The sequence below is a fragment of the Streptomyces mutomycini genome (assembly GCF_001700505.1).
Classification (GTDB): Bacteria; Actinomycetota; Actinomycetes; order Streptomycetales; family Streptomycetaceae; genus Streptomyces; species Streptomyces mutomycini.
On record NZ_MAPV01000054.1, the window covers coordinates 1 to 24281 of the forward strand.

Consider the following 24281-nt stretch of genomic DNA (forward strand, 5'->3'; position numbering starts at 1 on the left):
GGGCCCGCCGTGCTCGGACTCGCCGGGCTCCTTCGCCCCCGGCCAGGCCTTGGCCACGCGGGCCGCCAGGACGAAGTCCTTGCGCAGCGGATGCCCCTCGAAGCTCTCCGGAAGCAGCAGCGGGACCAGGTGCGGATGGTCCTCGAAGGCGATGCCGAACATCTCGTACGTCTCGCGCTCGTGCCACGCCGCGCCCGCGTAGACGCCGACGGCGGTGGGCAGGGCGGCCGCGTCGTGCGGGACCGTCGTACGGACCAGCAGCCGCCGTACCGTGCCGGCGCCGAGGGCCACGACATGGGCGCACACGCGGAAGCCGGTGCCCGGTTCGTCGACGGCGCTCAGCCAGTCGAAGTAGGTGCAGCCCAGCTCGTCGCGGGCCGTCTCCAGGGCCGCGGTCCAGGATGCGGCGGGGACGTCGACCGTCAGCAGGTCGTAGGCGTACGCGGCGGTGGCGTCGGGGCCGAAGACGTCGGTGACGGTGTCGGGCAGCCCGTCGTAGATCTCCGAGGCGGTCACGTCCGCTCCTCCCCCGGCGACTCCGGTGCTGCGACGAGACCGCTGCGCAGGGCGGCGGCCGAGGGGCGCGGCGCGTCCTCGGTGGCGTACCGCTCTGCGAGCGATTCGCGGGCGATCTTCTCCTGGAGCTTGAGGATGCCCTGGAGCAGCGCCTCGGGCCGGGGCGGGCAGCCGGGCACATAGACGTCGACGGGGATGATCTGGTCGACGCCCTTGGTGACGGAGTACGAATCCCAGTACGGCCCGCCGCAGTTGGAGCAGGCGCCGAAGGAGATGACGTACTTCGGTTCCGGCATCTGCTCGTAGAGCCGCTTCACGGCCGGGGCCATCTTGTCCGTCACCGTGCCGGACACGACCATCAGGTCGGCCTGCCGGGGGCCGGGCGCGAACGGGATGACGCCGAGCCGGATGAAGTCGTGCCGTGCCATGGACGCGGCGATGAATTCGATGGCGCAGCAGGCGAGTCCGAAGTTGAAGACCCAGAGGCTGTAGCGGCGGCCCCAGTTGAGGACCACCTTCATCGGCTCGGGCGCGAGCCGGGACAGCACGCCGAGCCTCTTGGGCTCCGGCAGCAGCGTCGGATCGGGCAGCGAAACGGAGGGTTCGGGGTTCGGCCGGCTCGTCACGCCCATTCGAGGACGCCCTTCTTCCATGCGTAGAGCAGTCCCACGGCCAGGAAACCGAGGAAGATGAACATCTCCACCAGCGTCGTCGCCCCGTATCCCGGGGCCGCGAACACGGTCGCCCACGGGAACAGGAAGATGGAGTCGACGGCGAAGATCACGTACAGGAAGGCGTACACGTAGTAGCGGACCTGGGTGTGGGCCCAGCCCTCCCCCACGGGGTCCACGCCGCACTCGTACGTCAGGAGTTTCTCCGGCGTCGGGACCACGGGCCTCAGCAGCCGGCCGGCCCCGAAGGCGACGGCGACGAACAGCACACCCACCAGGGCGAGCAGTCCGACCACTGAGTAGCTCTGGAAGTAGTCCGACGCGAGCACGGTCGGTCCCGGCACGTCCGCCACGTCCGTCCCTCGCTCCCTCAACCTGTTCGACGGTCTGTACGCACGGGAGTCTAGGCCCTGTTAAAGGACGGTAAGCAGCCCCGTCGCACAACGGGTGGAGCGGGAGGTGCGCGGCGAGGTGGGGTTATCCCTACTCGGCCCCACCCACGAACCCCATGGCGTGGGAGGCCCCGGCCCGGCACGCTGGTCGTATGACCATGAGCCCCTCCCTGCCGGACAACGACCGGCCGCCGCCCGCGCGATTCGCCTTCGACCGGTGGACGTGGAAGGAGATCGCGTATCTCCTGGCCAATCTGCCGATGGCGATCGCCGGGTTCGTGTACACCGTGTTCCTGATCGGCGTGGGTGCCGGGCTTTCCGTCACCGTGATCGGGCTGCCGCTGCTCGTGCTGGGACTGCAGGGCGCGCGCGGTCTCGGCCGGGCCGAGCGCGGCCGGGCCCGGGGCATGCTCGGGGTGCGGATCGAGGAGCCGAGCCCGATGGCGCGGAGCCGCGGCGAAGAGGGGTTCTTCTCCTGGCTGTGGGCGGGGCTGAAGGACCCGGTGGGCTGGCGGGCGTTGCTGTACTCGTTCATCCGGCTGCCGTGGGGCGTGGCGACGTTCGCCGTGACGCTGGTGAGCCTGTTCGTCCTGTGGCCCGTACTCCCGTACCTCGCGCGCGGGCTGACGAACGCGGACCGGGCGATGGCGCGTGCGCTGCTGTCGCCGTCCGACGAGCTGGAGCGCAGGATCTCGGAGCTGGAGTCGGACCGGGGTGTGGTCGTGGACACCGCCGCAGCGGACCTGCGCCGCATCGAACGCGACCTCCACGACGGCGCACAGGCCCGCCTCGTCGCCCTCGCCATGGGCCTGGGGCTGGCGAAGGAGAAGCTCACCGACGACCCCGAAGCAGCGGCCCGCATGGTCGACGAGGCCCACGGCGAGGTCAAGGTCGCCCTCCAGGAACTACGCGACCTCGCCCGCGGCATCCACCCCGCCGTCCTCACCGACCGCGGCCTCGACGCCGCACTCTCCGCCATCGCCTCCCGCTGCACCGTCCCCGTGACCGTGACCGTGGACCTGGTGGACCGCCCGGCGCAGGCCATCGAGGGCATCGCCTACTTCACCGTCTCCGAACTCCTCCAGAACGTCAGCAAGCACAGCCGTGCCGGCGCGGCGTCGGTCGGTGTGTGGCGGTCCGGCGACCGGCTGATGCTCCAGGTCACGGACGACGGCAGGGGCGGTGCCCGGCTCGACGGCGGTACAGGCATGTCCGGGCTGGCGGAGCGGCTGGGGGCGGTCGACGGGCTGTTCGTCCTGGACTCCCCCGAGGGCGGCCCCACCACGGTCACCGCGGAGCTGCCGTGGCGCGACCGGGCGGGCACCGCGGCCAAGCCGGTCGGTGCGGCGTGAACCGTTCACCGGGCGGCGCCCTCGCATGGTGGGGAGAACCCCCTGCCGGATACGGAAACGGTCCCCATGGCGGCGGCGCCCCCGGCACAGCAGTCTTGAGACATCGGCCCTTGTACCGGCCCGCGGGAAGCCCCCGCTCGGAAGAAACGGACGGAAGCCACTGATGGCCACGGCATACGGACCGGACACGCGGGACCACCACGGCCCCGCCACCGGGGCGGAGGGCTACCCCCCGGCGAAGCACCTCCTGCCCGCGGCGCTGCGCGCGCCCTTCGAGGCGCGTGCTTGGCGCGAGCTGGCCTATGTGCTCCTGAGCCTGCCGATCAGCGTGGTGCTGTTCTGCTTCGCGGTGACCATGGTGTCGCTGGGCCTGGGCATGCTGATCACCTTCCTCGGCGTTCCGATACTCGCCGCCGGCCTGGTGATGTGCCGCGGTTTCGGTGCCGTCGAGCGGGGCCGGGCGCGCGGGCTGCTCCGGCTGGACGTGGCGGACCCCGCGCCGGTGCGCGGGCAGGGCGGCCTGATGTCCTGGGTCGGAGCGGTGCTGAAGAGCGGGGTGTCCTGGCGGCACCTTCTCTACGCGGTGCTGCACATGCCGTGGGCGACGTTCGCGTTCACCGTCGCGGTGACGTTCTGGGCGTACGGCTGGGCCGCGTTCACCTATCCGCTGTGGCGCTGGGTCTTCCCTGCGTACGCGGGTGTCGACGGCATCCAGCTGTACGGCGACAGGACGCACCAGGTCTACCTCGACTCCCCCTTCGAGATGGCGGTCACCAGCGCGTTCGGCCTGGCCCTCGTCCTGGTCACACCGTGGATCATCCGGGGCCTGGTGTCCGTGGACCGGGTGATGGTCCTGGGTCTGCTCGGCCCCTCCCGGCTGGCGACCAGGGTCTCGGAGCTGGAGTCGGACCGGGGTGTGGTCGTGGACACCGCCGCAGCGGACCTGCGCCGCATCGAACGCGACCTCCACGACGGCGCACAGGCCCGCCTCGTCGCCCTCGCCATGGATCTGGGGCTGGCGAAGGAGAAGCTCACCGACGACCCCGAAGCAGCGGCCCGCATGGTCGACGAGGCCCACGGCGAGGTCAAGGTCGCCCTCCAGGAACTACGCGACCTCGCCCGCGGCATCCACCCCGCCGTCCTCACCGACCGCGGCCTCGACGCCGCACTCTCCGCCATCGCCTCCCGCTGCACCGTCCCCGTGACCGTGACCGTGGACCTGGTGGACCGCCCGGCGCAGGCCATCGAGGGCATCGCCTACTTCACCGTCTCCGAACTCCTCCAGAACGTCAGCAAGCACGCCCGGGCCACCCGTGCCTCGGTCGACGTGTGGCGGGCGGCGGACCGGCTGATGCTCCAGGTCACGGACGACGGGCGCGGCGGAGCCGGGGTGGCGACGGGCAGCGGTCTGGCCGGGCTGACGGAGCGGCTGGACGCGGTGGACGGTGTCCTCGTCGTCGACTCCCCCGCCGGCGGCCCGACCACGGTCACGGCCGAACTGCCCTGGCGGGGCTGAGGCTCCGCCTCCGCGCACGGACCAAAACCTGTGCCCCGGCCGCCCTCACGGCGGCCGGGGCACAGCGGCGCGTCCGGCGGTCCCGGAACCGCCGGCGTTACGGCCCGTCCGGGCGCCGATGCTGGAATGCTGGGCACACAGGCGGCGCTCACAACGGCGTACGCAGGGGAACGACAGTGGGGGACGCAAGGTCGTGAAGGAAAGAGTGCGGGTCGTCATCGCCGAGGATTCGGTGCTGCTCCGGGAGGGACTCACCCGGCTGCTGACCGATCTCGGCCACGACGTCGTCGCGGGGGTCGGGGACGCCGAGGCGCTGATCAAGACGGTGGCCGACCTCGACGGGCAGGACGCACTGCCGGACGTGGTGGTGGCCGACGTGCGGATGCCACCGACGCACACCGACGAGGGCGTGCGGGCGGCGGTGCGGCTGCGCAAGGACTATCCGGACATCGGTGTGCTGGTGCTCTCGCAGTACGTCGAGGAGCAGTACGCCACCGAGCTGCTGGCCGGCAGCAGCCGCGGGGTGGGCTATCTCCTGAAGGACCGCGTGGCCGAGGTCAGGGAGTTCGTGGACGCCGTGGTGCGCGTGGCGCGGGGCGGGACCGCCCTGGACCCCGAGGTCGTGGCACAGCTGCTGGGCCGCAGCCGCAAGCAGGACGTGCTGGCGGGGCTCACGCCGCGTGAGCGCGAGGTCCTCGGCCTGATGGCGGAGGGGCGTACGAATTCGGCCGTCGCCCGGCAGTTGGTCGTCAGCGACGGAGCCGTGGAGAAGCACATCAGCAACATCTTCCTGAAACTCGGCCTGTCACCCAGTGACGGGGATCACCGGCGCGTTCTCGCCGTTCTCACATATCTGAACTCGTGACGAAGAGATGATCTACTCGCGACCAACTGGATGATCAACCAACGGTGAGCCGAAACCCCCGGTATGCGGCGAAAGGACGGAATCGGACGGGGGCCGTTCATCCAGTGACCGCGAGGGCCGGAACACATGGCAATGGATGGCGCACTCGTGTCCAAAAACGCGTCCACCATATGACCGGTCCAAGGAAGGCGACCCTTACAGAAGTAGGGTGGGGCCTGGACCGCCGGCGGGTCGGCCGGTCCCGAGCCGCCGCCCCGAGGGAGGTCCAGTTCAGTGACCAGCCAGGTCAGTAGCCCAGCCGGAAAGTCCGATGAGACTGTCGTCGGGGAGCAGCGAGCCCCGCGCATTGATCGTACGGGTGCCACCGATAAGGAAATCCGCCGTCTGGACCGGGTGATCATCCGTTTCGCGGGTGACTCGGGTGACGGCATGCAGTTGACGGGTGACCGGTTCACGTCCGAGACGGCGTCCTTCGGGAACGACCTGTCGACGCTGCCGAACTTCCCGGCCGAGATCCGGGCGCCCGCCGGGACGCTGCCGGGTGTGTCGTCGTTCCAGCTGCATTTCGCGGACCACGACATCCTGACACCCGGCGACGCGCCGAATGTGCTGGTCGCGATGAATCCCGCCGCGCTGAAGGCGAATATCGCAGACGTGCCGCGCGGGGCCGACATCATCGTGAACACGGATGAGTTCACGAAGCGCCCGATGGCGAAAGTCGGTTACGCCGAATCCCCTCTCGAGGACGGTTCGCTCGAGGCGTTCAACGTGCATCCGGTGCCGTTGACCACCTTGACGATCGAGGCCTTGAAGGAGTTCGGGCTTTCCCGTAAGGAGGCCGAGCGATCGAAGAACATGTTCGCGCTCGGGCTGTTGTCATGGATGTACAACCGGCCGACCGAGGGGACGGAGGAATTCCTCCGGTCGAAGTTCGCGAAGAAGCCGACCATCGCCGAGGCGAATGTGGCGGCGTTCCGCGCGGGCTGGAATTTCGGTGAGACGACCGAGGACTTCGCGGTCTCGTACGAGGTCGCACCGGCGTCGCAGGCCTTCCCCACGGGCACGTACCGCAATATCTCGGGGAACCTGGCATTGTCCTACGGGCTGATCGCGGCGGGCCGGCAGGCGGATCTGCCGGTCTATCTGGGCTCTTATCCGATCACTCCGGCATCCGACATCCTGCACGAACTCAGCAAGCACAAGAACTTCGGCGTACGGACGTTCCAGGCGGAGGACGAGATCGCCGGGATCGGGGCGGCGCTCGGCGCGTCGTTCGGCGGGTCCCTGGGTGTGACGACCACGTCGGGCCCGGGTGTGGCGCTGAAGTCGGAGACGATCGGTCTGGCGGTTTCGCTGGAGCTGCCGCTGCTGATCATCGACATCCAGCGCGGCGGCCCCTCCACCGGTCTGCCGACCAAGACGGAGCAGGCCGATCTACTTCAGGCCATGTACGGGCGCAACGGCGAGGCACCGGTACCGATCGTGGCACCGAGGACCCCGGCGGACTGTTTCGACGCGGCGCTGGAGGCCGCCCGGATCGCGCTGACCTACCGGACTCCGGTGTTCCTGCTCTCGGACGGTTATCTGGCGAACGGCTCCGAGCCGTGGCGGATCCCCGAGGTCGACGGTCTCCCCGACCTGCGGACGCAGTTCGCGACCGGGCCGAACCACGAACTCGCCGACGGAACCGAGGTGTTCTGGCCCTACAAGCGGGACCCGGAGACCCTGGCCCGCCCCTGGGCCGTGCCGGGCACCCCGGGCCTGGAGCACCGGATCGGCGGGATCGAGAAGCAGGACGGCTCGGGGAACATCTCCTACGATCCGGCCAACCACGACTTCATGGTCCGCACCCGTCAGGCCAAGATCGACGGCATCGAGGTCCCCGGCCTGGAGGTCGACGACCCGGCAGGCGCGACGACCCTGGTGCTGGGCTGGGGTTCGACGTACGGGCCGATCACGGCGGCGGTGCGCCGGCTCCGCGCGGCGGGCGAGACCATCGCGCAGGCCCATCTGCGCCACCTCAACCCGTTCCCGCGGAATCTCGGTGAGGTGCTGCGGGGTTACGACAAGGTCGTCGTCCCGGAGATGAACCTCGGGCAGCTCTCCCTGCTGCTGAGGGCCAAGTACCTCGTGGACGCGCAGAGTTACACCCAGGTCAACGGGATGCCCTTCAAGGCCGAGCAGCTCGCCACAGCCCTCAAGGAGGCCATTGATGCCTGACGCCAACGAACTCCTCCAGCTGGTCCCCAAGGCCGAGGGCAAGCAGTCCATGAAGGACTTCAAGTCCGACCAGGAGGTGCGCTGGTGCCCGGGCTGCGGCGACTACGCGGTCCTCGCGGCCGTGCAGGGCTTCATGCCCGAACTGGGGCTGGCCAGGGAGAACATCACGTTCGTCTCCGGCATCGGCTGCTCGTCCCGCTTCCCGTACTACATGAACACCTACGGGATGCACTCCATCCACGGCCGCGCCCCCTCCATCGCGACGGGCCTGGCCACCTCCCGCCGCGACCTGTCCGTCTGGGTCGTCACCGGCGACGGTGACGCGCTGTCCATCGGCGGGAACCACCTCATCCACGCCCTGCGCCGCAACGTGAACCTCAAGATCCTGCTGTTCAACAACCGGATCTACGGGCTCACCAAGGGGCAGTACAGCCCCACCTCCGAGGTCGGCAAGATCACCAAGTCGACGCCGATGGGGTCGCTCGACGCCCCCTTCAACCCGGTCTCCCTCGCCCTGGGCGCGGAGGCGACGTTCGTGGCGCGGACGGTCGACTCCGACCGGAAGCACCTCACGAGCGTGCTGCGCGCGGCCGCCGACCACCCGGGCACCGCACTGGTGGAGATCTACCAGAACTGCAACATCTTCAACGACGGCGCCTTCGAGGTCCTCAAGGACAGGGAGCGGGCCGAGGAGGCGGTCATCCGTCTCGAACACGGCAAGCAGATCCTCTTCGGGGCCGAGGGTTCCAAGGGTGTCGTCCGCGACGCCCTCACGGGTGACCTGAGCGTCGTCGCGGTCACCGAGGAGAACAAGTCGCGGATCCTCGTCCACGACGCACACAATCCCAGCCCCACGACCGCGTTCGCGCTGTCCAGGCTGGCAGACGCCGACACCCTGCACCACACGCCCATCGGCGTCCTGCGCAGCGTGGAGCGCCCCGTCTACGACGCGCTCATGTCCGACCAGCTCGACACCGCGATCGAGCAGCACGGCAAGGGCGATCTCAGCACCCTGCTGAGCGGCAACGACACGTGGACCGTGGTCGGCTGATCCGCCGTCACCCCTGTCCACCGGGGCCCGGAGCCGACCGGCTCCGGGCCCCGTCGTACGTCTCGCGGGCACGCTCCACGTCCTCCAGCCGCCGCTCCGTCCACCGGGCCAGGCCCCAGACCTGCTCGGCGGCCTCCCTCCCGAGCGGTGTGAGCGCGTAGTCCACCCTCGGCGGGATCACGGGCTCGGCGTCCCGGCGCACGAAGCCGTCCCGCTCCAGCGTCCGGAGGGTCTGCGTCAGCATCTTCTCGCTGACCCCGCCCACGGTGCGGCGCAGTTCGCTGAAGCGGTACGAACGCTCCAGCAGCGCGGCGAGCACCAGCACACCCCAGCGGCTGGTGACGTGTTCCAGGACCAGCCGGGACGGGCACATCGGCTGGTTGACGCTCGGGACTCCTACCGGGCTTACGTTCATACCAGTACCTTACTTCAAAGTGGGTACTTTCTTTTAGAAAGCGCCCGTCCTAAGGTGAGTGCCAAGAGTCCGCAACCGAGGATCGGCGCACCCGCCTGGCGCCCCGGCCCGGCACACAGGAGGAAACACATGAGCATCGTCGTCACCGGAGCAACCGGCGAACTCGGCCGCCTCGTCGTCGAGCGCCTGCTCGCCACGGTCCCGGCCCGGTCCGTCGCCGCCGTCGTCCGCGACAAGGAGAAGGCCGCCGCCCTCGCCGCCCGGGGTGTCGAGATCCGTATCGCCGACTACGACCGCCCCGAGACCCTCGCCGGAGCCTTCCGGTCCGGCGACCGGGTGCTGTTGATCTCCGGCAGCGAGGTCGGGAAGCGCGTCGCGCAGCACACCGCGGTGATCGATGCGGCGAAGGCCGCGGGCGTCGCGCAGCTCGCGTACACCGGCGTGCTCGGCGGCCCCGACGCCGACTTCCTGCTGGCAGCCGAGCACAAGGCGACCGAGCAGCTGATCCTCGACTCCGGAGTCCCGTACACCTTCCTGCGCAACGGCTGGTACACCGAGAACTACACGGCGAACCTCGGCCCCGTCCTGGAGCACGGCGCCGTCGTCGCGAACGCGGGCGACGGGCGGGTCGCCTCCGCCACCCGGGCCGACTACGCCGACGCGGCCGCCACCGTGCTGACGGGCGAGGGGCACCTCGGCGCGGCTTACGAGCTGAGCGGCGACGTCGCCTGGTCGCTGGCGGAGTACGCCGCCATGGTGGCCGCCGCGACCGGCAGGGAGATCACCTACACGGAGGTACCCGCCGCCGTGCACCAGGAGATCCTCGTCGGCGCCGGGGTGCCGGCACCGTTCGCCGAGATCCTCGTCGACGTGGACGAGGCGATCGGGCGCGGCCTGCTCGCCGGGACGAGCGGTGACCTGGCCCGTCTGATCGGGCGGCCGACGACCCCGGCTTCCGTGACGGTCTCCGCCGCGGTGGCCGCCGCCTGAGGGACGCCCCGCACTGTCACTACCGTTTCCGTGAGACGGCAATGACACGGAGGCCCTCCCGGCGCTACCGTCGTGCAGTCGGCCCGTCGCCGACCCAGGAGCGCCGGGAGGGCCCGTGAAGGGGAAGAACGAGCAGCGGGCAGGTCTGCTGTACGGCATCGGCGCGTACGGGATGTGGGGCCTCGTACCCCTCTTCTGGCCGCTGCTGGAACCGTCGGGAGCGGTGGAGATCCTCGCTCACCGGATGGTGTGGTCCCTGGGTGTCGTCGGCATCGCCCTGCTGTTCCTGCGCCGCTGGGCGTGGATCGGCGAGCTGCTGCGCCGGCCACGGCGCCTGGGACTGATCGCGACGGCCGCGACCGTGATCTCGGTCAACTGGGGTCTCTACATCTGGTCCGTCAACAACGGCCACGTCGTCGAGGCGTCACTCGGCTACTTCATCAATCCCCTGGTCACGATCGCCATGGGCGTCCTGCTGCTCGGTGAGCGGCTGAGGCCGGTGCAGTGGACGGCCGTGGCGACCGGCTTCGCCGCCGTGCTCGTGCTGGCCATCGGATACGGGCAGCCGCCGTGGGTCTCGCTGGCGCTGGCGTTCTCGTTCGCGGCGTACGGCCTGCTGAAGAAGAAGGTCAACATGGGCGGACTGGAGTCCCTGGCCGCCGAGACCGCCGTGCTGTTCCTGCCCGCGCTCGGCTTCCTGCTGTGGCTCGGGGTGAGCGGCGACGCGACGTTCTTCGCCGAGGGTGCGGGGCACGGGGCGCTTCTCGCCGCGACAGGGCTCGTCACCGCGGTCCCGCTCGTCTGTTTCGGCGCCGCGGCGATCCGGGTCCCGCTGTCCGTCCTGGGCCTGCTGCAGTATCTGGCACCGGTCTTCCAGTTCGCCCTCGGCATCCTGTACTTCCATGAGGCGATGCCCCCCGAGCGATGGGCCGGCTTCGCCCTGGTCTGGGTGGCGCTGATGCTGCTGACCTGGGACGCCCTGCGGACGGCACGACGCACCAGGGCCGAGGCCCTGCGTCTGGCCGTACGGGCCGCGGAGGCCGCGGCCCCCAACGCGACAGCCTCCGCTTGCGCACCGGACGTGGACGCCCCCGTGGTGAGGAAGTGACCCGGCCGTCCCCGGGTCAGCCGCCGCCGCGCGGCGGCGCCCGGACGCGCGCGGGACAGAGCGCGAGCCGGACCGCCGAGTAGGGGGGCAGACATGGTGGACGGCACCCGCAAAGGCTGATTGAGTGCCCGGATGGGGACGATCCTGAAGGACATGAGGCACGTGCGGTGGCATGAGCTGCGCCATGCCCAGGGCTCCGCTTCCCAGGTCCCCGGGATGCTGTCGCGGATCGCCTGGGGCGACAGCGAGTCGGCCGACGACGCACTGAGCGACCTGGGGCAGTGGATCGCCGCCATGGCCGTGTTCGACGCGACGGCCGCCACGGTGCCCTTCCTGTGGGAACTGGCCTCCATGGAGACCGTGAAGGACCGCGTGGGGGTGCTCGCACTGCTCGGGACGATCCTCGCCCACGGTCACGCCCACCACCCGGAGTGGACCAGGGACGCGCATCTGGCCGTCCTGGCCGGCCTGGCGACGGCCGAGCGGCTGGCCGGGGACGGCGACCCGGCGGTGCGCGCGGCGGCCGGAGAGCTGCTCGGAGCGTTCGGCGGCCATGCCTGCCCGGCCTGCCCGCCGCGCTGAGGTCCGGACACCTCTGCGCTGCGTGCGGAGAATAAGCGCCCCGGTTCCGGCGCGCCCATTGCCGCACCCGTCGGGGAACCACTAAGAACGGTGTCCATGACACTGCACTGGAAGCTCGTCATCGATGCCGGCGATCCGCATGCCCAGGCCGACTTCTGGGCCGAGGCCCTCGGCTACCTCGTCGAGGACAACAGCCCCCTGATCGAGGAGCTGCTCGAGGTGGGAGTGGTGACCGAGGACGCCACGGTCGAGCCGCACGGCCGCCGCGCCTGGCGTGATCTCGCCGCGGTGCGGCATCCGGACGACCCGTACGAGGAGAAGAGCGGGACCGGGCTCGGGCGCCGGCTGCTCTTCCAGCGCGTGCCGGAGCCCAAGACGGTGAAGAACCGCCTCCACGTGGACGTCCACTCGGCCCCCGGACAGCGCGAGGCCGAGGTGGAACGGCTGGTGGGGCTGGGCGCGGGTGTGCTGCGGAGTGTCGAGGAACCCGGCGGGTCGTGGCACGTGCTCCTGGACCCGGAGGGCAACGAATTCTGCGTGCAGTGACCGGAGCCGCCCGTCCTCGCAGCTCAGCGACGTACGGCCGGACGGCGATCTCTCTAGGCTGACCTCATGTTCACGCCACCCGCCGCATACACCCTCGTCGCCACGGATCTGGACGGCACGCTGCTGCGTTCCGACGACACCGTGAGCCCCCGCTCCCGCGCCGCTCTCGCCCGCGCCGCGTCGGCCGGCGCGCAGCACCTGATCGTCACGGGCCGCCCGGTGCCCGGCATACGCGCCCTGCTCGCGGACCTCGGTTACGACGGCCTCGCGGTCTGCGGGCAGGGGGCGCAGGTGTACGACGCCGGGTCGGCCCGGATGCTGAACTCGGTGACGCTGGACCGGGACCTGGCCGACACCGCGCTCGGCAAGATCGAGGCCGAGGTGGGGCAGGTGTTCGCGGCCGTCGACCAGGACGGCACCGACGGCAGGACGCTGATCGAGCCGGGTTACCGCATGCCGCACCCCTCACTCCCCGCACAGCGGGCCGGGCGCCGCTCGGACCTGTGGGCGGAGCCGGTCATCAAGGTCCTCATACGCCACCCCGAGCTGACGGACGACGAACTGGCCGCGGCCGCCCGCGGGGCGGTGGGCGATCTGGCGTCCGTCACGATGGCGGGCCCGGGAACGGTGGAGCTGGCGCCGTACGGCGTGGACAAGGGCACCGGGGTCTCCCTGGCCGCCGCCCTGCTGGAGCGGGACCTCTCCGGGGCCGTGGCGTTCGGAGACATGCCCAACGACCTGCCGATGTTCCGCCTCGCGGGCCACCGGGTGGCGATGGCCGGCGCGCACGCCGAGCTGCGGGCGGCGGCCGACGAGATCACCCTCTCGAACGAGGACGACGGCGTCGCGGTGGTCCTCGACCGGCTCTTCACCTGAGAACGCACGGACCTGGCGGCCGGAGAAGCCTCCGGCAGGCACGCACCTCAGCCCTGGGCGGGAGCGTCGTCCCGGGTTCCTGCCGGAGCGGCGTCGTCGCCCGTGACGAGGGACCGCAGGACATGGGACACGAGCGCGGCGACCGTCGCCTCGTCCTGGGCCGGCCTGCGCAGCACATGGCGGTAGTAGACCGGGCCGTAGAGCATCTCCACCGCGAGCGGCAGGTCTGCTCCCGCCGGGACCTGCCCCTGTTCCTGGGCGCGGCGCAGGCGCCCCACGGCGGCCTCGACACGGGGGCCGACCAGCTGCTCCAGGACCGCCCGCGCGAGGTCGTCGTCGTGGTGCATCTCCGACAGGATCCCGGCGTACGCCGGGCCGTAGGGCGGAGTGGAGACCACCCTCACCGCGGCGTTGATGTGCGTCCGCAGATCGGCCGCGATGTCACCGGTGTCGACGAACGGTGTGGCGCCGACGAACGCCTCGGCGAACGCCTCCAGCATCACCGCGCCCTTCGAGGGCCACCACCGGTAGATCGTCTTCTTGCTCACCCCGGCGCGCGCAGCGATGGCCTCGACGGTGACCCGGCCGTACCCCTTCTCCGTGCACAGCTCCAGGGCGGCGTCCAGCGTCGCCCGTCGTGACCTCTCGCTGCGACGCACGGAACTCGGCGATGTGATCATTCGGTGAGCATAGGGGGATTCCGCCCACCGCTTATTGACAGGTCGTCGCCAAAAGTCGAACAATAACCAGGCTGGAAACGGAACGTACCGTGTCGTGACGTTCCGTGGAGCACACCGTTCGTGCCGTTCGTGCCGCGACGAGCCGATCGGGGGACGGCTCGACCGGCCGACGGTACGAACGGCCTGTGCCGTCCCTCACTCAGACGCTGACGTCCTTCGTCGTGAAGCGCGCCCAGGCCGCGGAGCCGAACACCGCCGCGTACAGCGCCTGCAGACCCAGATTCCTGGTCAGCTCGTCCCAGTGGACCGGGTCGCGCAGCAGGTCCGTGAAGGACATCCAGTAGTGCGGGAAGAGATACGGGTGGATCCCTTCGAGCTGGGGCATCGTATCCAGGATCTGCGCGGTGATCAGCACCCCGACCGTGGCCGCCATGGCCGCGACCCCGCTGTCGGTGAGTGTCGAGATGAAGAGGCCCAGCGCCGCGAAACCGGTGAGGGACACCGCCACGGCGACCGCGATCAGCCCGGCCCGCAGCAGTCCTTCACCGAAGCCGATCCGGGTCCCGGAGATCGTCGTGACCTCCCCGACCGGGAAGAGCAGCGCCCCGGCCGCGAGTGCCGACGCCGCCACGACGAGGGTGGCGACCAGGCAGAACACCAGCACTGACGCGTACTTCACGAGCAGCAGCCGGGTGCGGCCCGCCGGCGCGACCAGCAGGTAGCGCAGGGTGCCGCCGCTCGCCTCGCCCGCGACGGAGTCCCCCGCGACGACGCCGACGGCCATCGGGAGGAAGACGGGGAGCGTCGCGGAGAGCGCCGCGAAGACCAGGAACAGCCCGTTGTTGGTGACCTGGGAGAGGAAGGCCGGGCCTCCCCCGCCGTCGGGCCCGCCCCGCGAGCCGTCGCCGGTCTCGATCCGGACGGCGATCCCGATGAGGACGGGCACGGCCGCCAGCACACCGAGCAGGGCGAGGGTGCGCCACCGGCGCAGGGTGGTGGCCAGTTCGGAGCGGAGGATTCCGAACGCCCACAGAGCGCGCGGCGCGGTGCGTGGCGCGGGGACCGCCGTGAGTTCAGCCTGCGACATCGAATCCCTCTCCGGTGAGTGCGACGAAGGCGTCCTCGAGCGAGGCCCGTTCGATGCCGAAGGCGCGTACGCGGACACCGCCGCGCACGAGGGCGGCGTTGAGGTCCGCCGGCTCCGTCCCGCCCGGCGGCGCGTCGGCGCTCACCCGGTCCCCTTCGGTCACGAGGCCCGTCGCCCCGTGCTCAGCCAGGATGCGGGCGGCGTCGCCCGGGTCGGGGGTGGTGACGGCGAGCCGGCCGCGGGCCCCCGCGGCGAGTTCTGCGACCGGCCCCTGGACGAGGAGCCTGCCGCGGGCCATCACCGCCGCGTGTGTGCATACCTGTTCGATCTCGTCGAGCAGGTGGGAGGAGAGGAAGACGGTGGTGCCCTCCGCCGCCAGGTCACGGACCAGTGAGCGGATCTCACGCATGCCCTGCGGATCGAGGCCGTTGGTCGGTTCGTCCAGCACGAGCAGTCCGCGCGGCTGGAGGAGGGCCGCGGCCAGCCCGAGGCGCTGCTTCATCCCGAGTGAGTACGTCCTGGCCTTCTTTCCGGCCGCGGCGGCGAGCCCGACCCGGTCCAGGGCGTTCTCCACGCGTGCGCGCCGGGTGCGCGGATCGGCCGCCGGGTCGGCGGAGTCGAACCGTACGAGATTGCCGCGGCCCGTCAGGAACGGGTACAGCGCGGGCCCTTCGATGAGCGCGCCGACCTGCGGAAGCACCGTGCGGGAGGCGGCCGGCATACGGCAACCCAGGACGTGCGCGGTGCCGGAGGTCGGGGCGATGAGCCCCATGAGCATCCGGATCGTGGTGGTCTTGCCCGAGCCGTTGGGCCCGAGGAAGCCGAAGACGCTTCCGGCGGGGACGGCGAGGTCGAGTCCGTCGACGGCCAACTGCCCGCCCCGGTAGCGTTTGGTGAGCCCACGGGTCTCGATCACACTGCCGGGCACCGGCCCCGTCTCCGCCTCGGTCTCCCCCGCCTCGGCCGCTGTGTCGGTCATGCGCACTCCCGGTCCTGTCCCGCCGTGTCCGGCGCCCGCGTCCGGCGCCCCGTGCCTGGCGCCCCGCCTCACGGACCGAGCCGCCCCGCCGTACGGAGCGTACGACGGGGCGGGGCCTACAGGGGTGCGTCCTACTCGGCGGCGTCGGCCGCCTTCACCAGCGTGTCCTCGGTGACCGCGCCGACGTAGACCTTGCCGTCGTCCGTCAGCAGCGCGTTGACCAGGCGCGTCTTGAAGACCGTGCCCGAGCCGAAGTCACCGCTGACCTTGTCGCCGAGCGCGTCCAGGAACTGCCGCGCCTGCGCGGGAACGTCGCCGGAGCCCTGGGTGGGCATCCCCGCCCCGCCCGGGACCTCGACCGCGGCGACGGCGTTCCAGCCCTCACCGATGACGTTGAGGCCCTTGAAGTCCTCCAGCGAGCCCAGGTCCTTGTGCGCCTTGTGCGCCTTGTCCGCCGTGCCCGCCTTCTCCGCCTCGGCCTTCAGCTCGTCGGCCTCGGTGACCTTCGCGCCCTCGGGCGGGGTGAAGGCGAAGGATGAGGCGTCGGGCTTCGCGAAGTCGACCGACGTGAAGCCGGCGTCGACCGCGGCCTTGCCGCCACTGCTCGGGGCCAGCGTGAACTTCAGCGGTACGCCGGTCGAGGCGTCGACCGCCACCGTGACGGAGCCGATCGTCGAACCGGACTGCTTCGGCTTGATCAGGAGCTTGTAGGCGTCGCGCCCCGCCACCTGCGACGTGCCGTCGACGGTGACGGACGTGGTGTCACCGGCGGCGGCGAGCACCTCCTCGGCGAGGTCCTTGGGAGTCGCGGGCACCCCCTTCGGCGCCTTGCGCTCACCGGCCTTGCCGCCACGCTCGTTCCCGTCGGACTCGGCGTGGTAGACCTCGTTGCTCTCGCTGTCGTAGCCCCAGATGTCGTCCCCGTTGTGGACGAGGCTGTACTCCGAGCCCTCTCCGAGGATCGACAGGCGCTGCTTGTCGGGACCGTCGGCCGCGATCCGGAGGGTGTGCGTCCCGGAGGCGAGCTCCATCAGCTTGGCATCGGGGGACGCGGTCGACTCCCCCTGCCCGCCGCCCGGTGCGAACGAGCCCGCCAGCCCGCCGAGCGACGGGATGCCGAGGTCGGTGCTGACCTTCACCGTGCCGGAGAGCTGCTCCTCGTCCGACGCGGCGATCTTCTCGATGAGTTCCTGCGCCGTGATGTCCGGCAGCTCCGGGTCGCCGGAGTCCGCGAGCGCCGGGACGAGCCCGATCGTCGCCGCCGCCACTCCCGCCACCGCGAACGGGACGATGTAGCGCGCCGCCTTCCGACGGCCCACGACAGTGCCCGTGGCCTCGCCGTTGGTCTCTGCGCTGTCGTTCGGTGCCATGTGTGCTCTACCTCCGTGGTCGGCGGCTGCCATCCCGTTGCACTCGTCCACTCCCCGCCGCCATTCTCACCCGATGTGGTCAGGAGTGGTTGTTCTCCATCTGACCAAATCGGGCGAGGTCAAGCGTCAGCCCCCGGGAGCAAGTGTGCGTACCTCTACGGGATGACCCCGGTGCCGAACGACCCTGCCGAGCCCTTAGGGGTTGGCCGGGCACCTGTGGGCCGACCGGGGGCCACGGCGGGCGGGCGCGGCCTGCGCGGCAGGGTCAGCCGGCGCGGTGGACCACGGCGTCGCACAGTTCTTCGAGCGCGGCCTTCGCGTAGCACTCGGGCAGTGGCGCCAGCACGGCGCGTGCCTCCTCGGCGTAGCGCACGGTGTCGCGCCGTGCCTGTTCGAGCGCCGGGTGGGCGCGCAGCCCGCGCAGCGCCTCCGCGAGCCTGGCGTCGTCACCGAGGTCGCCGTCCAGCAGCTCCACGAGCGCCGTGTCCTCCGGACGCCCCTCGGCCGCCGCCCGCGCGCGCAGGTGGAGGACCGGCAGGGTGGGGATGCCCTCACGCAGGTCGGTACCGGGCGTCTTGCCCGACTCGTGGGAGTCGGAGGCGATGTCCAGGACGTCGTCGGCGAGCTGGAAGGCGATGCCGAGACGCTCGCCGTACTGGGTCAGGATGTCGACGACCGACTCGTCGGCCCCCGCCATCAGGGCGCCGAACCGGCCGGACACGGCGACCAGCGAGCCGGTCTTGCCGCCGAGGACGTCCATGTAGTGGTCGACGGGGTCGCGGCCGTCGCGCGGGCCCGCGGTCTCCAGGATCTGACCGGTGACCAGGCGTTCGAAGGCCTCCGCCTGGATACGGACGGCCTCCGGCCCGAGGTCGGCCAGGATGTGCGACGCGCGGGCGAAGAGGAAGTCGCCCGTCAGGACGGCGACGGAGTTGCCCCAGCGGGTGTTGGCGCTGTCCACCCCCCGGCGCACGTCCGCCTCGTCCATCACGTCGTCGTGGTACAGCGTCGCCAGGTGCGTCAGTTCGACGACCACGGCTGCGGGGACCACGCCCGGCGCGTCAGGGTCTCCGAACTGGGAAGCGAGCATCACCAGGAGCGGCCGGAAGCGCTTGCCACCCGCGCTGACGAGGTGCTGCGCGGCCTCCGTGATGAACGGGACCTCGCTCTTGGTGGCAGCCAGCAGCCCCGCCTCGACGGCGGCCAAACCGGCCTGGACATCGGCCTCAAGAGCCTGGTCCCGCACGCTCAGTCCGAACGGCCCGACGACGGTCACGAGGGGATCTCCTGTCTGCTGACGATCACACGGAATGTCGATGTGTCGCTGTCCTCAATCAACTCAGCGTATCCGGTCCCCTTTGGATCACCGTGGGCGCCTTCCCGCCACCGCCGGTATGTTCGGCATCAGCTCATACGATCAGGAGTTGTCGTTTTGTCCCACGCCGCGACCGGTACCGGACCGGCCCCGCCCGCGCCCGAAGACGATCACGCCTTCTTCGGCCAGCCACGGGGCCTGATGACCCTGTCCGGGCTGGAGGTCTGGGAGCGTTTCTCGTTCCTCGGGATGCAGGCCATCCTGGTCCTCTTCTTCGCCGACACGGTCTCCGACGGCGGCATGGGCATGGACCCGGGCACCGCCGCATCGGTGTCCGCCGCCTACGGCACCCTCGTCTATCTCGTGTCCGTCGCCGGCGGCTGGCTGGCCGACCGCATCCTCGGCTCCTACCGTGCCGTCCTGTACGGCGGCATCCTCATCGCCTGCGGCCACTACGCGATGGCCGTGCCGACGGCCACCATGACCTGGGTGGGTCTCGGCCTGATCAGCGCGGGCACGGGCCTGCTCAAACCCAACGTCGCCTCGATGGTCGGCAAGCTCTACCGCACGGAGGACCAGCGCCGCGACGCCGGCTTCGCGCTGTACTACATGGGCATCAACATCGGCGCCTTCGCCGGACCGCTGGTCACCGGATGGCTCGGCGAGCACGCGGGCTGGCACTGGGGGTTCTCGGCCGCCGCGGTCGGCATGACGCTCGGCCTGATCCAGTACGTCGCGGGCCGGCGTCACCTGGCCGGGCGAAAGCACACGGCGGAGTACGCCCTCGCGCCCGGCCCGATGCGCCGGGCCGTGCTGACGATCGTGGCCGGTGTCGTGGTGGCCGCCCTGGTGGCGACGGCCCTGGTGCTGGCCGGCTGGCTCACGATGGACCGGTTCGTCGACGTGCTCACCCTCGTCTCGGTGATCGCGCCCGTCGTGTACTTCGCCGTGATGTTCAGGAGCCCCCGGGTCACCCCGGAGGAGCGCGGCAGGCTCCGGCCGTACGTCGTGCTGTTCCTGGCCTCCGTCGTCTTCAACTTCATCCTCTTCCAGGCGTACTCCACGATGATGCTGCTCGCCTCGACGAACGCCCGCACGGAGATCTTCGGCTTCCACTTCCCCGCGAGCTGGTACGCCTCCGCGCTCGGCGCCTTCGAGGTGGCGCTGGCGCCCGTCGTGGCCGCCGTCTGGGCCCGGATGGGGCCGCGCCAGCCGCACGCCTCCAACAAGATCGCGATCGGGGTGATCCTCGGCGGTCTGTCCTTCCTCCTGATGGCCGTCCCGACCTCGGGTCACACCGACGACACGTACGAGATGGCCGCCTGGTGGATCGTCGGTTCCTATCTGCTGCTCGGCCTCGGCGACATCCTGCTGGAGACCTCCGGCATGTCCGCCACGACGAAGCTCGCCCCCAAGGCCTTCGCCAGCCAGACGATGGCCCTGTGGTTCCTGTCGCTGGCCCTCGCCAACGGCATCCAGGCACAGATCGTGAAGCTCTACGGCGAGGTCTCCACCCCCGCCTACTTCGGTGTCAATGGCGCCATCGCGGTGGCGGCCGGTGTGGCCGTCGTCGCCGCCGCTCCCTGGCTCAGGCGCACCATGCACCCCGTCCACTGAGGTACAGCCATGCACATCCGCACCGATTTCCCGTACGAGACCACCCACGAGGACCTCTACATCCCCCTCGAGGACGGCACCCAGCTGTACACCAGGATCTGGCGGCCGGTCACCGACGAACCGGTGCCGGCGCTGCTGGAGTACCTGCCCTACCGGCTCAGCGACTGGACGGCGCCGCGCGACTGGCAGCGTCATCCCTGGTACGCGGGCCACGGCTACGCCTCCGTGCGCGTCGACGTGCGCGGGCACGGCAACAGCGAGGGCATGCCGGGTGACGAGTACGACGCGACGGAACTCGCCGACGGTGTCGCCGTCGTGCACTGGCTGGCCCAGCAGGAGTGGTGCTCGGGACGGGTCGGCATGTTCGGCATCTCCTGGGGCGGCTTCAACTCGCTCCAGATCGCCGCGCTCGCGCCGGAGCCCCTGAAGGCGGTCGTCACCGTGTGCTCGGCCGACGACCGCTACGACAACGACGTCCACTACATGGGCGGCTCCGTCCTCGGTGTGGACATGCACGCCTGGGCCTCCACCATGCTGGCCTTCGTCTCCCGGCCCCCGGACCCGGCGGACGTCGGCGACGACTGGCGGGACATGTGGCTGCGGCGGCTGGAGAAGGTCGAGCCGTTCATCCACACGTGGCTGGCCCACCAGACCCGCGACGACTACTGGAAGCACGGCAGCGTCTGCGAGGACTACGGGGCGATCCGGGCGAAGGTCCTGGCGGTGGGCGGCTGGCACGACCCGTACCGCGACACCGTCCTGAGGCTCGTCGAGCACCTGGACCCCGGGCAGGTGCGCGGGCTGATCGGCCCCTGGTCGCACCAGTACCCGGACCGCGGGCTTCCCCCGGGACCCGCGATCGGCTTCCTCCAGGAGACGCTGCGCTGGTGGGACCAGCACCTCAAGGACGAGGACACCGGGGTGATGAACGAGCCCCTGCTGCGGTCCTGGATCAGCGGCTCGCACCGCCCCGCCACGGTCTACAAAACACTGCCGGGCCGCTGGGTCGGCGACGCGAGCTGGCCCTCCGAGAACGTCGCTCCGGTGACGTACGGCCTGGAGGGCGGACCGCAGACCGTCCGCTCACCGCAGCAGACCGGGCTGGACGCGGGCCGCTTCTTCCCGTTCGGCAACGACGCCGACCTGCCGCCCGACCAGCGGGACGAGGACGCCAAATCGGTGTGCTTCGAGTTCCCCGTCCAGGACGCCCCCGTCGAGATCCTCGGCCGCCCCCGGGTGACGCTCCTGGTCCGGATGGACGTACCGCGCGGCCAGGCGGTCGCCCGGCTCTGCGACGTGGCCCCGGACGGGGCCTCCACCCTCGTGACCCGCGGCGCCCTCAACCTCGCCACCCGTCACGGGCGCGACCGCACGGAGGACTGGCCCGTCGGGGAGACCGAGTACGTGACCTTCGAGCTGAACAGCATCGGGCACACCTTCCCGCCCGGCCACCGGATCAGGCTCGCCGTCTCCTCCTCGTACTGGCCGTGGATCTGGCCCCAGGCCGGTTCGGCGGGCTTCACGCTGGAGGCGGAGGGCAGCCTCGTCGAACTCCCGGTGCGCCGGCACACCGAGGACCCGGCGATCACCTTCGGCGAACCGGAGCAGGCGGCACCGCTCGGCGTCGTCCACCCGGCCACGCTCGACGAGCAACGGCCGGAGCGCCTGGTGGTCCGCGACGTCGCCAAGGGCGAATGGCGTCTGGAGGTCGATCCGCGCTACGGCGGCACCCGGGTCTACCCGGACGGGCTGGAGTTCACCGAGGACGCTCTGGAGTCGTACACGATCCAGCAGGACGACCCGCTGTCGGCCAGGGCCCGTTCGGACTGGACGATCCGGCTGCACCGGCCGGAGATGTCCTGGGACGTACGGGTCGAGACGCGCTCGGAGCTGAGCGCGGACGCGGACGACTTCATCACGTCCGACGAGGTCGTGTGCAAGGACGGCGACGAGATCGTCTTCCACCGGACCTGGGAGAAACGAATCCCCCGGACAGCGGGCTGAGCAGGGTTATCACGTAACTTTCCGGGCATTACGCCTACTTGAGGCACTGCCGCCGACCGGCGACGCCGACGTAACGTGTTCCCCAAGCGACTGGAAAGGGGCAGCGACAGATGCCCGAGCAGAGCAGCCCGCTCGACCTGGCCGAAGGCGATCCCTTCGGTCCGCACAACCTTCCGTACGGTGTGTTCTCCATCCCCGGACACCCCGATGACAGAAGGGTCGGAGTCCGTGTGGGCAAACACGTGCTGGATGCCGGAGCGGCGGCCCACGCGCTGGGCTCGCCGTACGCCAGACTGCTGGCGCAGCCGAGCCTGATGCCGCTGCTGGCGGCGGGGCGGACCGCGTGGCGGGACGTGCGGCGGGCACTGACGGCGTGGGTGACGGTCCCGTCCCACCGCCCGGCCCTGGAACCGCTGCTGTACCCGCTCGACTCCGTGACCCTGCACCTGGCGTACGAGGTGGCGGACTACGTCGACTTCTACGCCAGCGAGCACCACGCCACCAACGTGGGGAGGATCTTCCGTCCGGACGGGGCGGCCCTCACCCCCAACTGGAAGCATCTGCCGATCGGTTACCACGGACGGGCGGGCACGGTCGTCGTCTCCGGCACGGACGTGGTGCGCCCCTCCGGGCAGCGCAAGGCGCCGGCCGACCCCGCCCCCGTCTTCGGGCCCTCGGTGAAGCTGGACATCGAGGCCGAGGTCGGCTTCGTGGTGGGCGTGCCGTCGGCTCAGGGGTCCCCCGTCCCTCTCGGCGACTTCCGTGAGCACGTCTTCGGCCTGTCCCTCCTCAACGACTGGTCGGCGCGGGACATCCAGGCCTGGGAGTACGTGCCGCTGGGCCCGTTCCTCGGCAAGTCCTTCGCCACCTCCGTGTCGGCGTGGGTCACCCCGCTGGAGGCCCTGGACGCGGCCCGCACGGAGCCTCCCGCCCGGGACTTCGAGCTCCTCCCGTATCTGGAGGACGCGGACGACGAGGAGCCGGGCGGCTTCGACATCCGGATCTCGGTCGAGATCAACGGACAGACCGTCTCCGAACCGCCGTTCGCCTCCATGTACTGGACGGCGGCCCAGCAGCTGGCGCAGATGACCGTGAACGGCGCCTCGCTGCGCACGGGAGACCTGTACGGCTCCGGCACGGTCAGCGGTGCGGAACCGGGGCAGCGCGGCTCCCTGCTGGAACTCACGTGGAACGGCCGCGATCCCCTGGACCTGACGGAGGGCAAGAGGACGTTCCTGGAGGACGGCGACACCGTCACCCTGACCGCGTGGGCACCGGGCCCGCACGGGACGCGGGTCGGGCTCGGCGAGGTCACCGGCCGGATCACCGCCTCGTCGTGAAGAACCCCGCGCCGACGCTCCCTGAGGAACGACCGCTCGGGGAGCGCGGCCGGATGGTGGTCAACGGCGCGTCGGTCGCGCACACGTGCGGGTGGGCTTGATCAGGTTGTGGGCGGATACGCTGGACGGACCCGCGAGACTCCTTCGTATGGGAGCACTGATGAGCATCGAACCCGAGGCCCCCGAGCCGAGGTGGGCGGTCCCGCCCGCGGGCGGCTGGACCGCCGATGACCTGGACACACTCCCGAATCTGCCTCCGCACACGGAGCTGATCGACGGGAGTCTGGTTTTCGTGAGTCCGCAGACGTTGTTCCATACACGGGCGGTCGACTTCTTCAACTGGCAATTGCAGTCGCTGGCACCGCCTGAGCTGGAGGCCATCCGGGAGTTCACCATCGACATCGACTTCCAGAACCGGCCCGAACCCGACGTCGTCGTCGTGCGCGCGGACGCGGTCGAGAGTCTGCGGCAGACACGGTTCCCCGCGAGCAGTGTGCTGCTGGCTGTCGAGGTCGTGTCCGACGAGTCCGTCACCCGTGACCGGGAGACCAAGCCCGTCAAGTACGCGCGGGCAAGGATCCCGCACTACTGGCGGGTGGAGAACAAGGACGGCCGGGCAGTCGTGTACGCGTTCGAGTTGGAGCCCGCGACCGGCGCCTACACCTCCACCGGGATCTTCCACGACCGGATGAAGGTCTCCACACCCTTTCCCGTCGATCTCGATCTGAACGCGATCGTGTCCCGCCGCCGGGCGGCGGGCCCGCGATAGGTCCGCCCCGGCGTTCCTGC

General features: G+C 70.8%; 23 protein-coding genes. 14 read left to right on the plus strand and 9 right to left on the minus strand.

All coding sequences use genetic code 11. From position 1 onward, the window contains the following. From BFF76_RS08420 to BFF76_RS08430, 3 genes are all read right to left on the minus strand, one after another. On the minus strand, window positions 1-516 hold a 516-nt coding region (locus BFF76_RS08420; protein WP_141695578.1), incomplete at its 3' end, for an NADH-quinone oxidoreductase subunit C. Further along, window positions 513-1148 (minus strand): NADH-quinone oxidoreductase subunit B, encoded by a 636-nt coding sequence (locus BFF76_RS08425; RefSeq protein WP_065847847.1) that lies wholly within the window; start codon window positions 1146-1148, stop codon window positions 513-515. The genes BFF76_RS08425 and BFF76_RS08420, both read right to left, overlap by 4 nt. After that, complete coding sequence (locus tag BFF76_RS08430; protein ID WP_053930253.1) at window positions 1139-1540, minus strand: NADH-quinone oxidoreductase subunit A; 402 nt, start codon at window positions 1538-1540, stop codon at window positions 1139-1141. Before BFF76_RS08430 ends, BFF76_RS08425 begins: the two co-directional genes overlap by 10 nt. A 191-nt stretch (window positions 1541-1731) precedes the next feature. On the opposite strand from BFF76_RS08430, the gene BFF76_RS08435 reads away from it, so the two are divergent. From BFF76_RS08435 to BFF76_RS08455, 5 genes are all read left to right on the plus strand, one after another. Further along, window positions 1732-2931: a sensor histidine kinase gene (locus BFF76_RS08435; RefSeq protein WP_065847849.1), complete on the plus strand. Its 1200-nt coding sequence runs from the start codon at window positions 1732-1734 to the stop codon at window positions 2929-2931. A gap of 163 nt (window positions 2932-3094) precedes the next feature. Continuing rightward, window positions 3095-4447, plus strand: a complete 1353-nt coding sequence (locus tag BFF76_RS08440) for a sensor histidine kinase (RefSeq protein ID WP_065847851.1) — start codon at window positions 3095-3097, stop codon at window positions 4445-4447. 205 nt (window positions 4448-4652) lie between these two features. Continuing rightward, window positions 4653-5312, plus strand: coding sequence for a response regulator transcription factor (locus BFF76_RS08445; RefSeq protein ID WP_031093009.1), 660 nt, complete (start codon window positions 4653-4655; stop codon window positions 5310-5312). A 273-nt stretch (window positions 5313-5585) separates the two neighbouring features. Then, entirely contained in the window at window positions 5586-7532 is a 1947-nt protein-coding gene (locus tag BFF76_RS08450) for a 2-oxoacid:acceptor oxidoreductase subunit alpha (RefSeq protein ID WP_031093011.1), read from the plus strand. After that, window positions 7525-8583 carry a 2-oxoacid:ferredoxin oxidoreductase subunit beta gene (locus tag BFF76_RS08455; protein WP_031093014.1) on the plus strand — a complete coding sequence of 353 codons (1059 nt, stop codon included), beginning with the start codon at window positions 7525-7527 and terminating at the stop codon, window positions 8581-8583. Before BFF76_RS08450 ends, BFF76_RS08455 begins: the two co-directional genes overlap by 8 nt. Before the next feature lie 7 nt (window positions 8584-8590). On the opposite strand, the gene BFF76_RS08460 is transcribed toward BFF76_RS08455, so the two are convergent. Next, the gene (locus BFF76_RS08460) at window positions 8591-8998 is read right to left on the minus strand and encodes a winged helix-turn-helix transcriptional regulator (protein ID WP_031093016.1); all 408 of its coding nucleotides are present in this window, start codon (window positions 8996-8998) and stop codon (window positions 8591-8593) included. A gap of 129 nt (window positions 8999-9127) precedes the next feature. Between BFF76_RS08460 and BFF76_RS08465 the strand changes: the two genes are divergently transcribed. The 5 genes from BFF76_RS08465 to BFF76_RS08485 all read left to right on the plus strand — a co-directional run bounded on the left by BFF76_RS08465 (window position 9128) and on the right by BFF76_RS08485 (window position 13100). Next, complete coding sequence (locus BFF76_RS08465; protein ID WP_053930547.1) at window positions 9128-9988, plus strand: SDR family oxidoreductase; 861 nt, start codon at window positions 9128-9130, stop codon at window positions 9986-9988. Window positions 9989-10103: 115 nt separating this feature from the next. Next, window positions 10104-11096 (plus strand): EamA family transporter RarD, encoded by a 993-nt coding sequence (gene rarD, locus BFF76_RS08470; protein ID WP_053930548.1) that lies wholly within the window; start codon window positions 10104-10106, stop codon window positions 11094-11096. Window positions 11097-11228: 132 nt separating this feature from the next. Continuing rightward, the gene (locus BFF76_RS08475) at window positions 11229-11678 is read left to right on the plus strand and encodes a hypothetical protein (RefSeq protein ID WP_053930549.1); all 450 of its coding nucleotides are present in this window, start codon (window positions 11229-11231) and stop codon (window positions 11676-11678) included. 96 nt (window positions 11679-11774) lie between these two features. Further along, entirely contained in the window at window positions 11775-12224 is a 450-nt protein-coding gene (locus BFF76_RS08480; RefSeq protein WP_031093021.1) for a VOC family protein, read from the plus strand. Window positions 12225-12290: 66 nt separating this feature from the next. Beyond that, entirely contained in the window at window positions 12291-13100 is an 810-nt protein-coding gene (locus BFF76_RS08485) for an HAD-IIB family hydrolase (protein ID WP_031093022.1), read from the plus strand. A 47-nt stretch (window positions 13101-13147) separates the two neighbouring features. Here BFF76_RS08485 and BFF76_RS08490 read toward each other — a convergent pair whose 3' ends face one another. From BFF76_RS08490 to BFF76_RS08510, 5 genes are all read right to left on the minus strand, one after another. After that, the gene (locus tag BFF76_RS08490; protein ID WP_053930550.1) at window positions 13148-13780 is read right to left on the minus strand and encodes a TetR/AcrR family transcriptional regulator; all 633 of its coding nucleotides are present in this window, start codon (window positions 13778-13780) and stop codon (window positions 13148-13150) included. Window positions 13781-13979: 199 nt separating this feature from the next. Beyond that, entirely contained in the window at window positions 13980-14867 is an 888-nt protein-coding gene (locus BFF76_RS08495) for an ABC transporter permease (protein WP_031093027.1), read from the minus strand. Then, window positions 14854-15846, minus strand: coding sequence for an ABC transporter ATP-binding protein (locus BFF76_RS08500; protein ID WP_031093029.1), 993 nt, complete (start codon window positions 15844-15846; stop codon window positions 14854-14856). The genes BFF76_RS08495 and BFF76_RS08500 overlap by 14 nt, the downstream gene beginning before the upstream one ends. A gap of 131 nt (window positions 15847-15977) precedes the next feature. Continuing rightward, window positions 15978-17216, minus strand: coding sequence for a LolA family protein (locus BFF76_RS08505; protein ID WP_031093031.1), 1239 nt, complete (start codon window positions 17214-17216; stop codon window positions 15978-15980). A 265-nt stretch (window positions 17217-17481) separates the two neighbouring features. Continuing rightward, the gene (locus BFF76_RS08510; RefSeq protein ID WP_031093033.1) at window positions 17482-18492 is read right to left on the minus strand and encodes a polyprenyl synthetase family protein; all 1011 of its coding nucleotides are present in this window, start codon (window positions 18490-18492) and stop codon (window positions 17482-17484) included. Between the two features lie 156 nt (window positions 18493-18648). On the opposite strand from BFF76_RS08510, the gene BFF76_RS08515 reads away from it, so the two are divergent. The 4 genes from BFF76_RS08515 (at window position 18649) to BFF76_RS08530 (ending at window position 24261) form a co-directional block, all read left to right on the plus strand. Then, window positions 18649-20148, plus strand: coding sequence for a peptide MFS transporter (locus BFF76_RS08515; protein ID WP_053930552.1), 1500 nt, complete (start codon window positions 18649-18651; stop codon window positions 20146-20148). Window positions 20149-20157: 9 nt separating this feature from the next. After that, complete coding sequence (locus BFF76_RS08520; protein WP_031093040.1) at window positions 20158-22152, plus strand: CocE/NonD family hydrolase; 1995 nt, start codon at window positions 20158-20160, stop codon at window positions 22150-22152. 110 nt (window positions 22153-22262) lie between these two features. Further along, window positions 22263-23492: a fumarylacetoacetase gene (fahA, locus tag BFF76_RS08525; RefSeq protein WP_065847853.1), complete on the plus strand. Its 1230-nt coding sequence runs from the start codon at window positions 22263-22265 to the stop codon at window positions 23490-23492. 160 nt (window positions 23493-23652) lie between these two features. Beyond that, window positions 23653-24261: a Uma2 family endonuclease gene (locus BFF76_RS08530; protein WP_031093044.1), complete on the plus strand. Its 609-nt coding sequence runs from the start codon at window positions 23653-23655 to the stop codon at window positions 24259-24261. Window positions 24262-24281: the final 20 nt, after the last annotated feature.

Coding starts and splice junctions, on each gene's coding strand:
- fahA (WP_065847853.1), top strand. CDS start 22,263: ATGCCCGAGCAGAGCAGCCCGCTCGACCTGGCCGAAGGCGATCCCTTC.
- BFF76_RS08520 (WP_031093040.1), top strand. CDS start 20,158: ATGCACATCCGCACCGATTTCCCGTACGAGACCACCCACGAGGACCTC.
- BFF76_RS08490 (WP_053930550.1), bottom strand. CDS start 13,780: ATGATCACATCGCCGAGTTCCGTGCGTCGCAGCGAGAGGTCACGACGG.
- BFF76_RS08480 (WP_031093021.1), top strand. CDS start 11,775: ATGACACTGCACTGGAAGCTCGTCATCGATGCCGGCGATCCGCATGCC.
- BFF76_RS08505 (WP_031093031.1), bottom strand. CDS start 17,216: ATGGCACCGAACGACAGCGCAGAGACCAACGGCGAGGCCACGGGCACT.
- BFF76_RS08530 (WP_031093044.1), top strand. CDS start 23,653: ATGAGCATCGAACCCGAGGCCCCCGAGCCGAGGTGGGCGGTCCCGCCC.
- BFF76_RS08435 (WP_065847849.1), top strand. CDS start 1,732: ATGACCATGAGCCCCTCCCTGCCGGACAACGACCGGCCGCCGCCCGCG.
- BFF76_RS08500 (WP_031093029.1), bottom strand. CDS start 15,846: ATGACCGACACAGCGGCCGAGGCGGGGGAGACCGAGGCGGAGACGGGG.
- BFF76_RS08465 (WP_053930547.1), top strand. CDS start 9,128: ATGAGCATCGTCGTCACCGGAGCAACCGGCGAACTCGGCCGCCTCGTC.
- BFF76_RS08460 (WP_031093016.1), bottom strand. CDS start 8,998: ATGAACGTAAGCCCGGTAGGAGTCCCGAGCGTCAACCAGCCGATGTGC.
- BFF76_RS08475 (WP_053930549.1), top strand. CDS start 11,229: ATGGGGACGATCCTGAAGGACATGAGGCACGTGCGGTGGCATGAGCTG.
- BFF76_RS08440 (WP_065847851.1), top strand. CDS start 3,095: ATGGCCACGGCATACGGACCGGACACGCGGGACCACCACGGCCCCGCC.
- BFF76_RS08425 (WP_065847847.1), bottom strand. CDS start 1,148: ATGGGCGTGACGAGCCGGCCGAACCCCGAACCCTCCGTTTCGCTGCCC.
- BFF76_RS08495 (WP_031093027.1), bottom strand. CDS start 14,867: ATGTCGCAGGCTGAACTCACGGCGGTCCCCGCGCCACGCACCGCGCCG.
- BFF76_RS08485 (WP_031093022.1), top strand. CDS start 12,291: ATGTTCACGCCACCCGCCGCATACACCCTCGTCGCCACGGATCTGGAC.
- BFF76_RS08455 (WP_031093014.1), top strand. CDS start 7,525: ATGCCTGACGCCAACGAACTCCTCCAGCTGGTCCCCAAGGCCGAGGGC.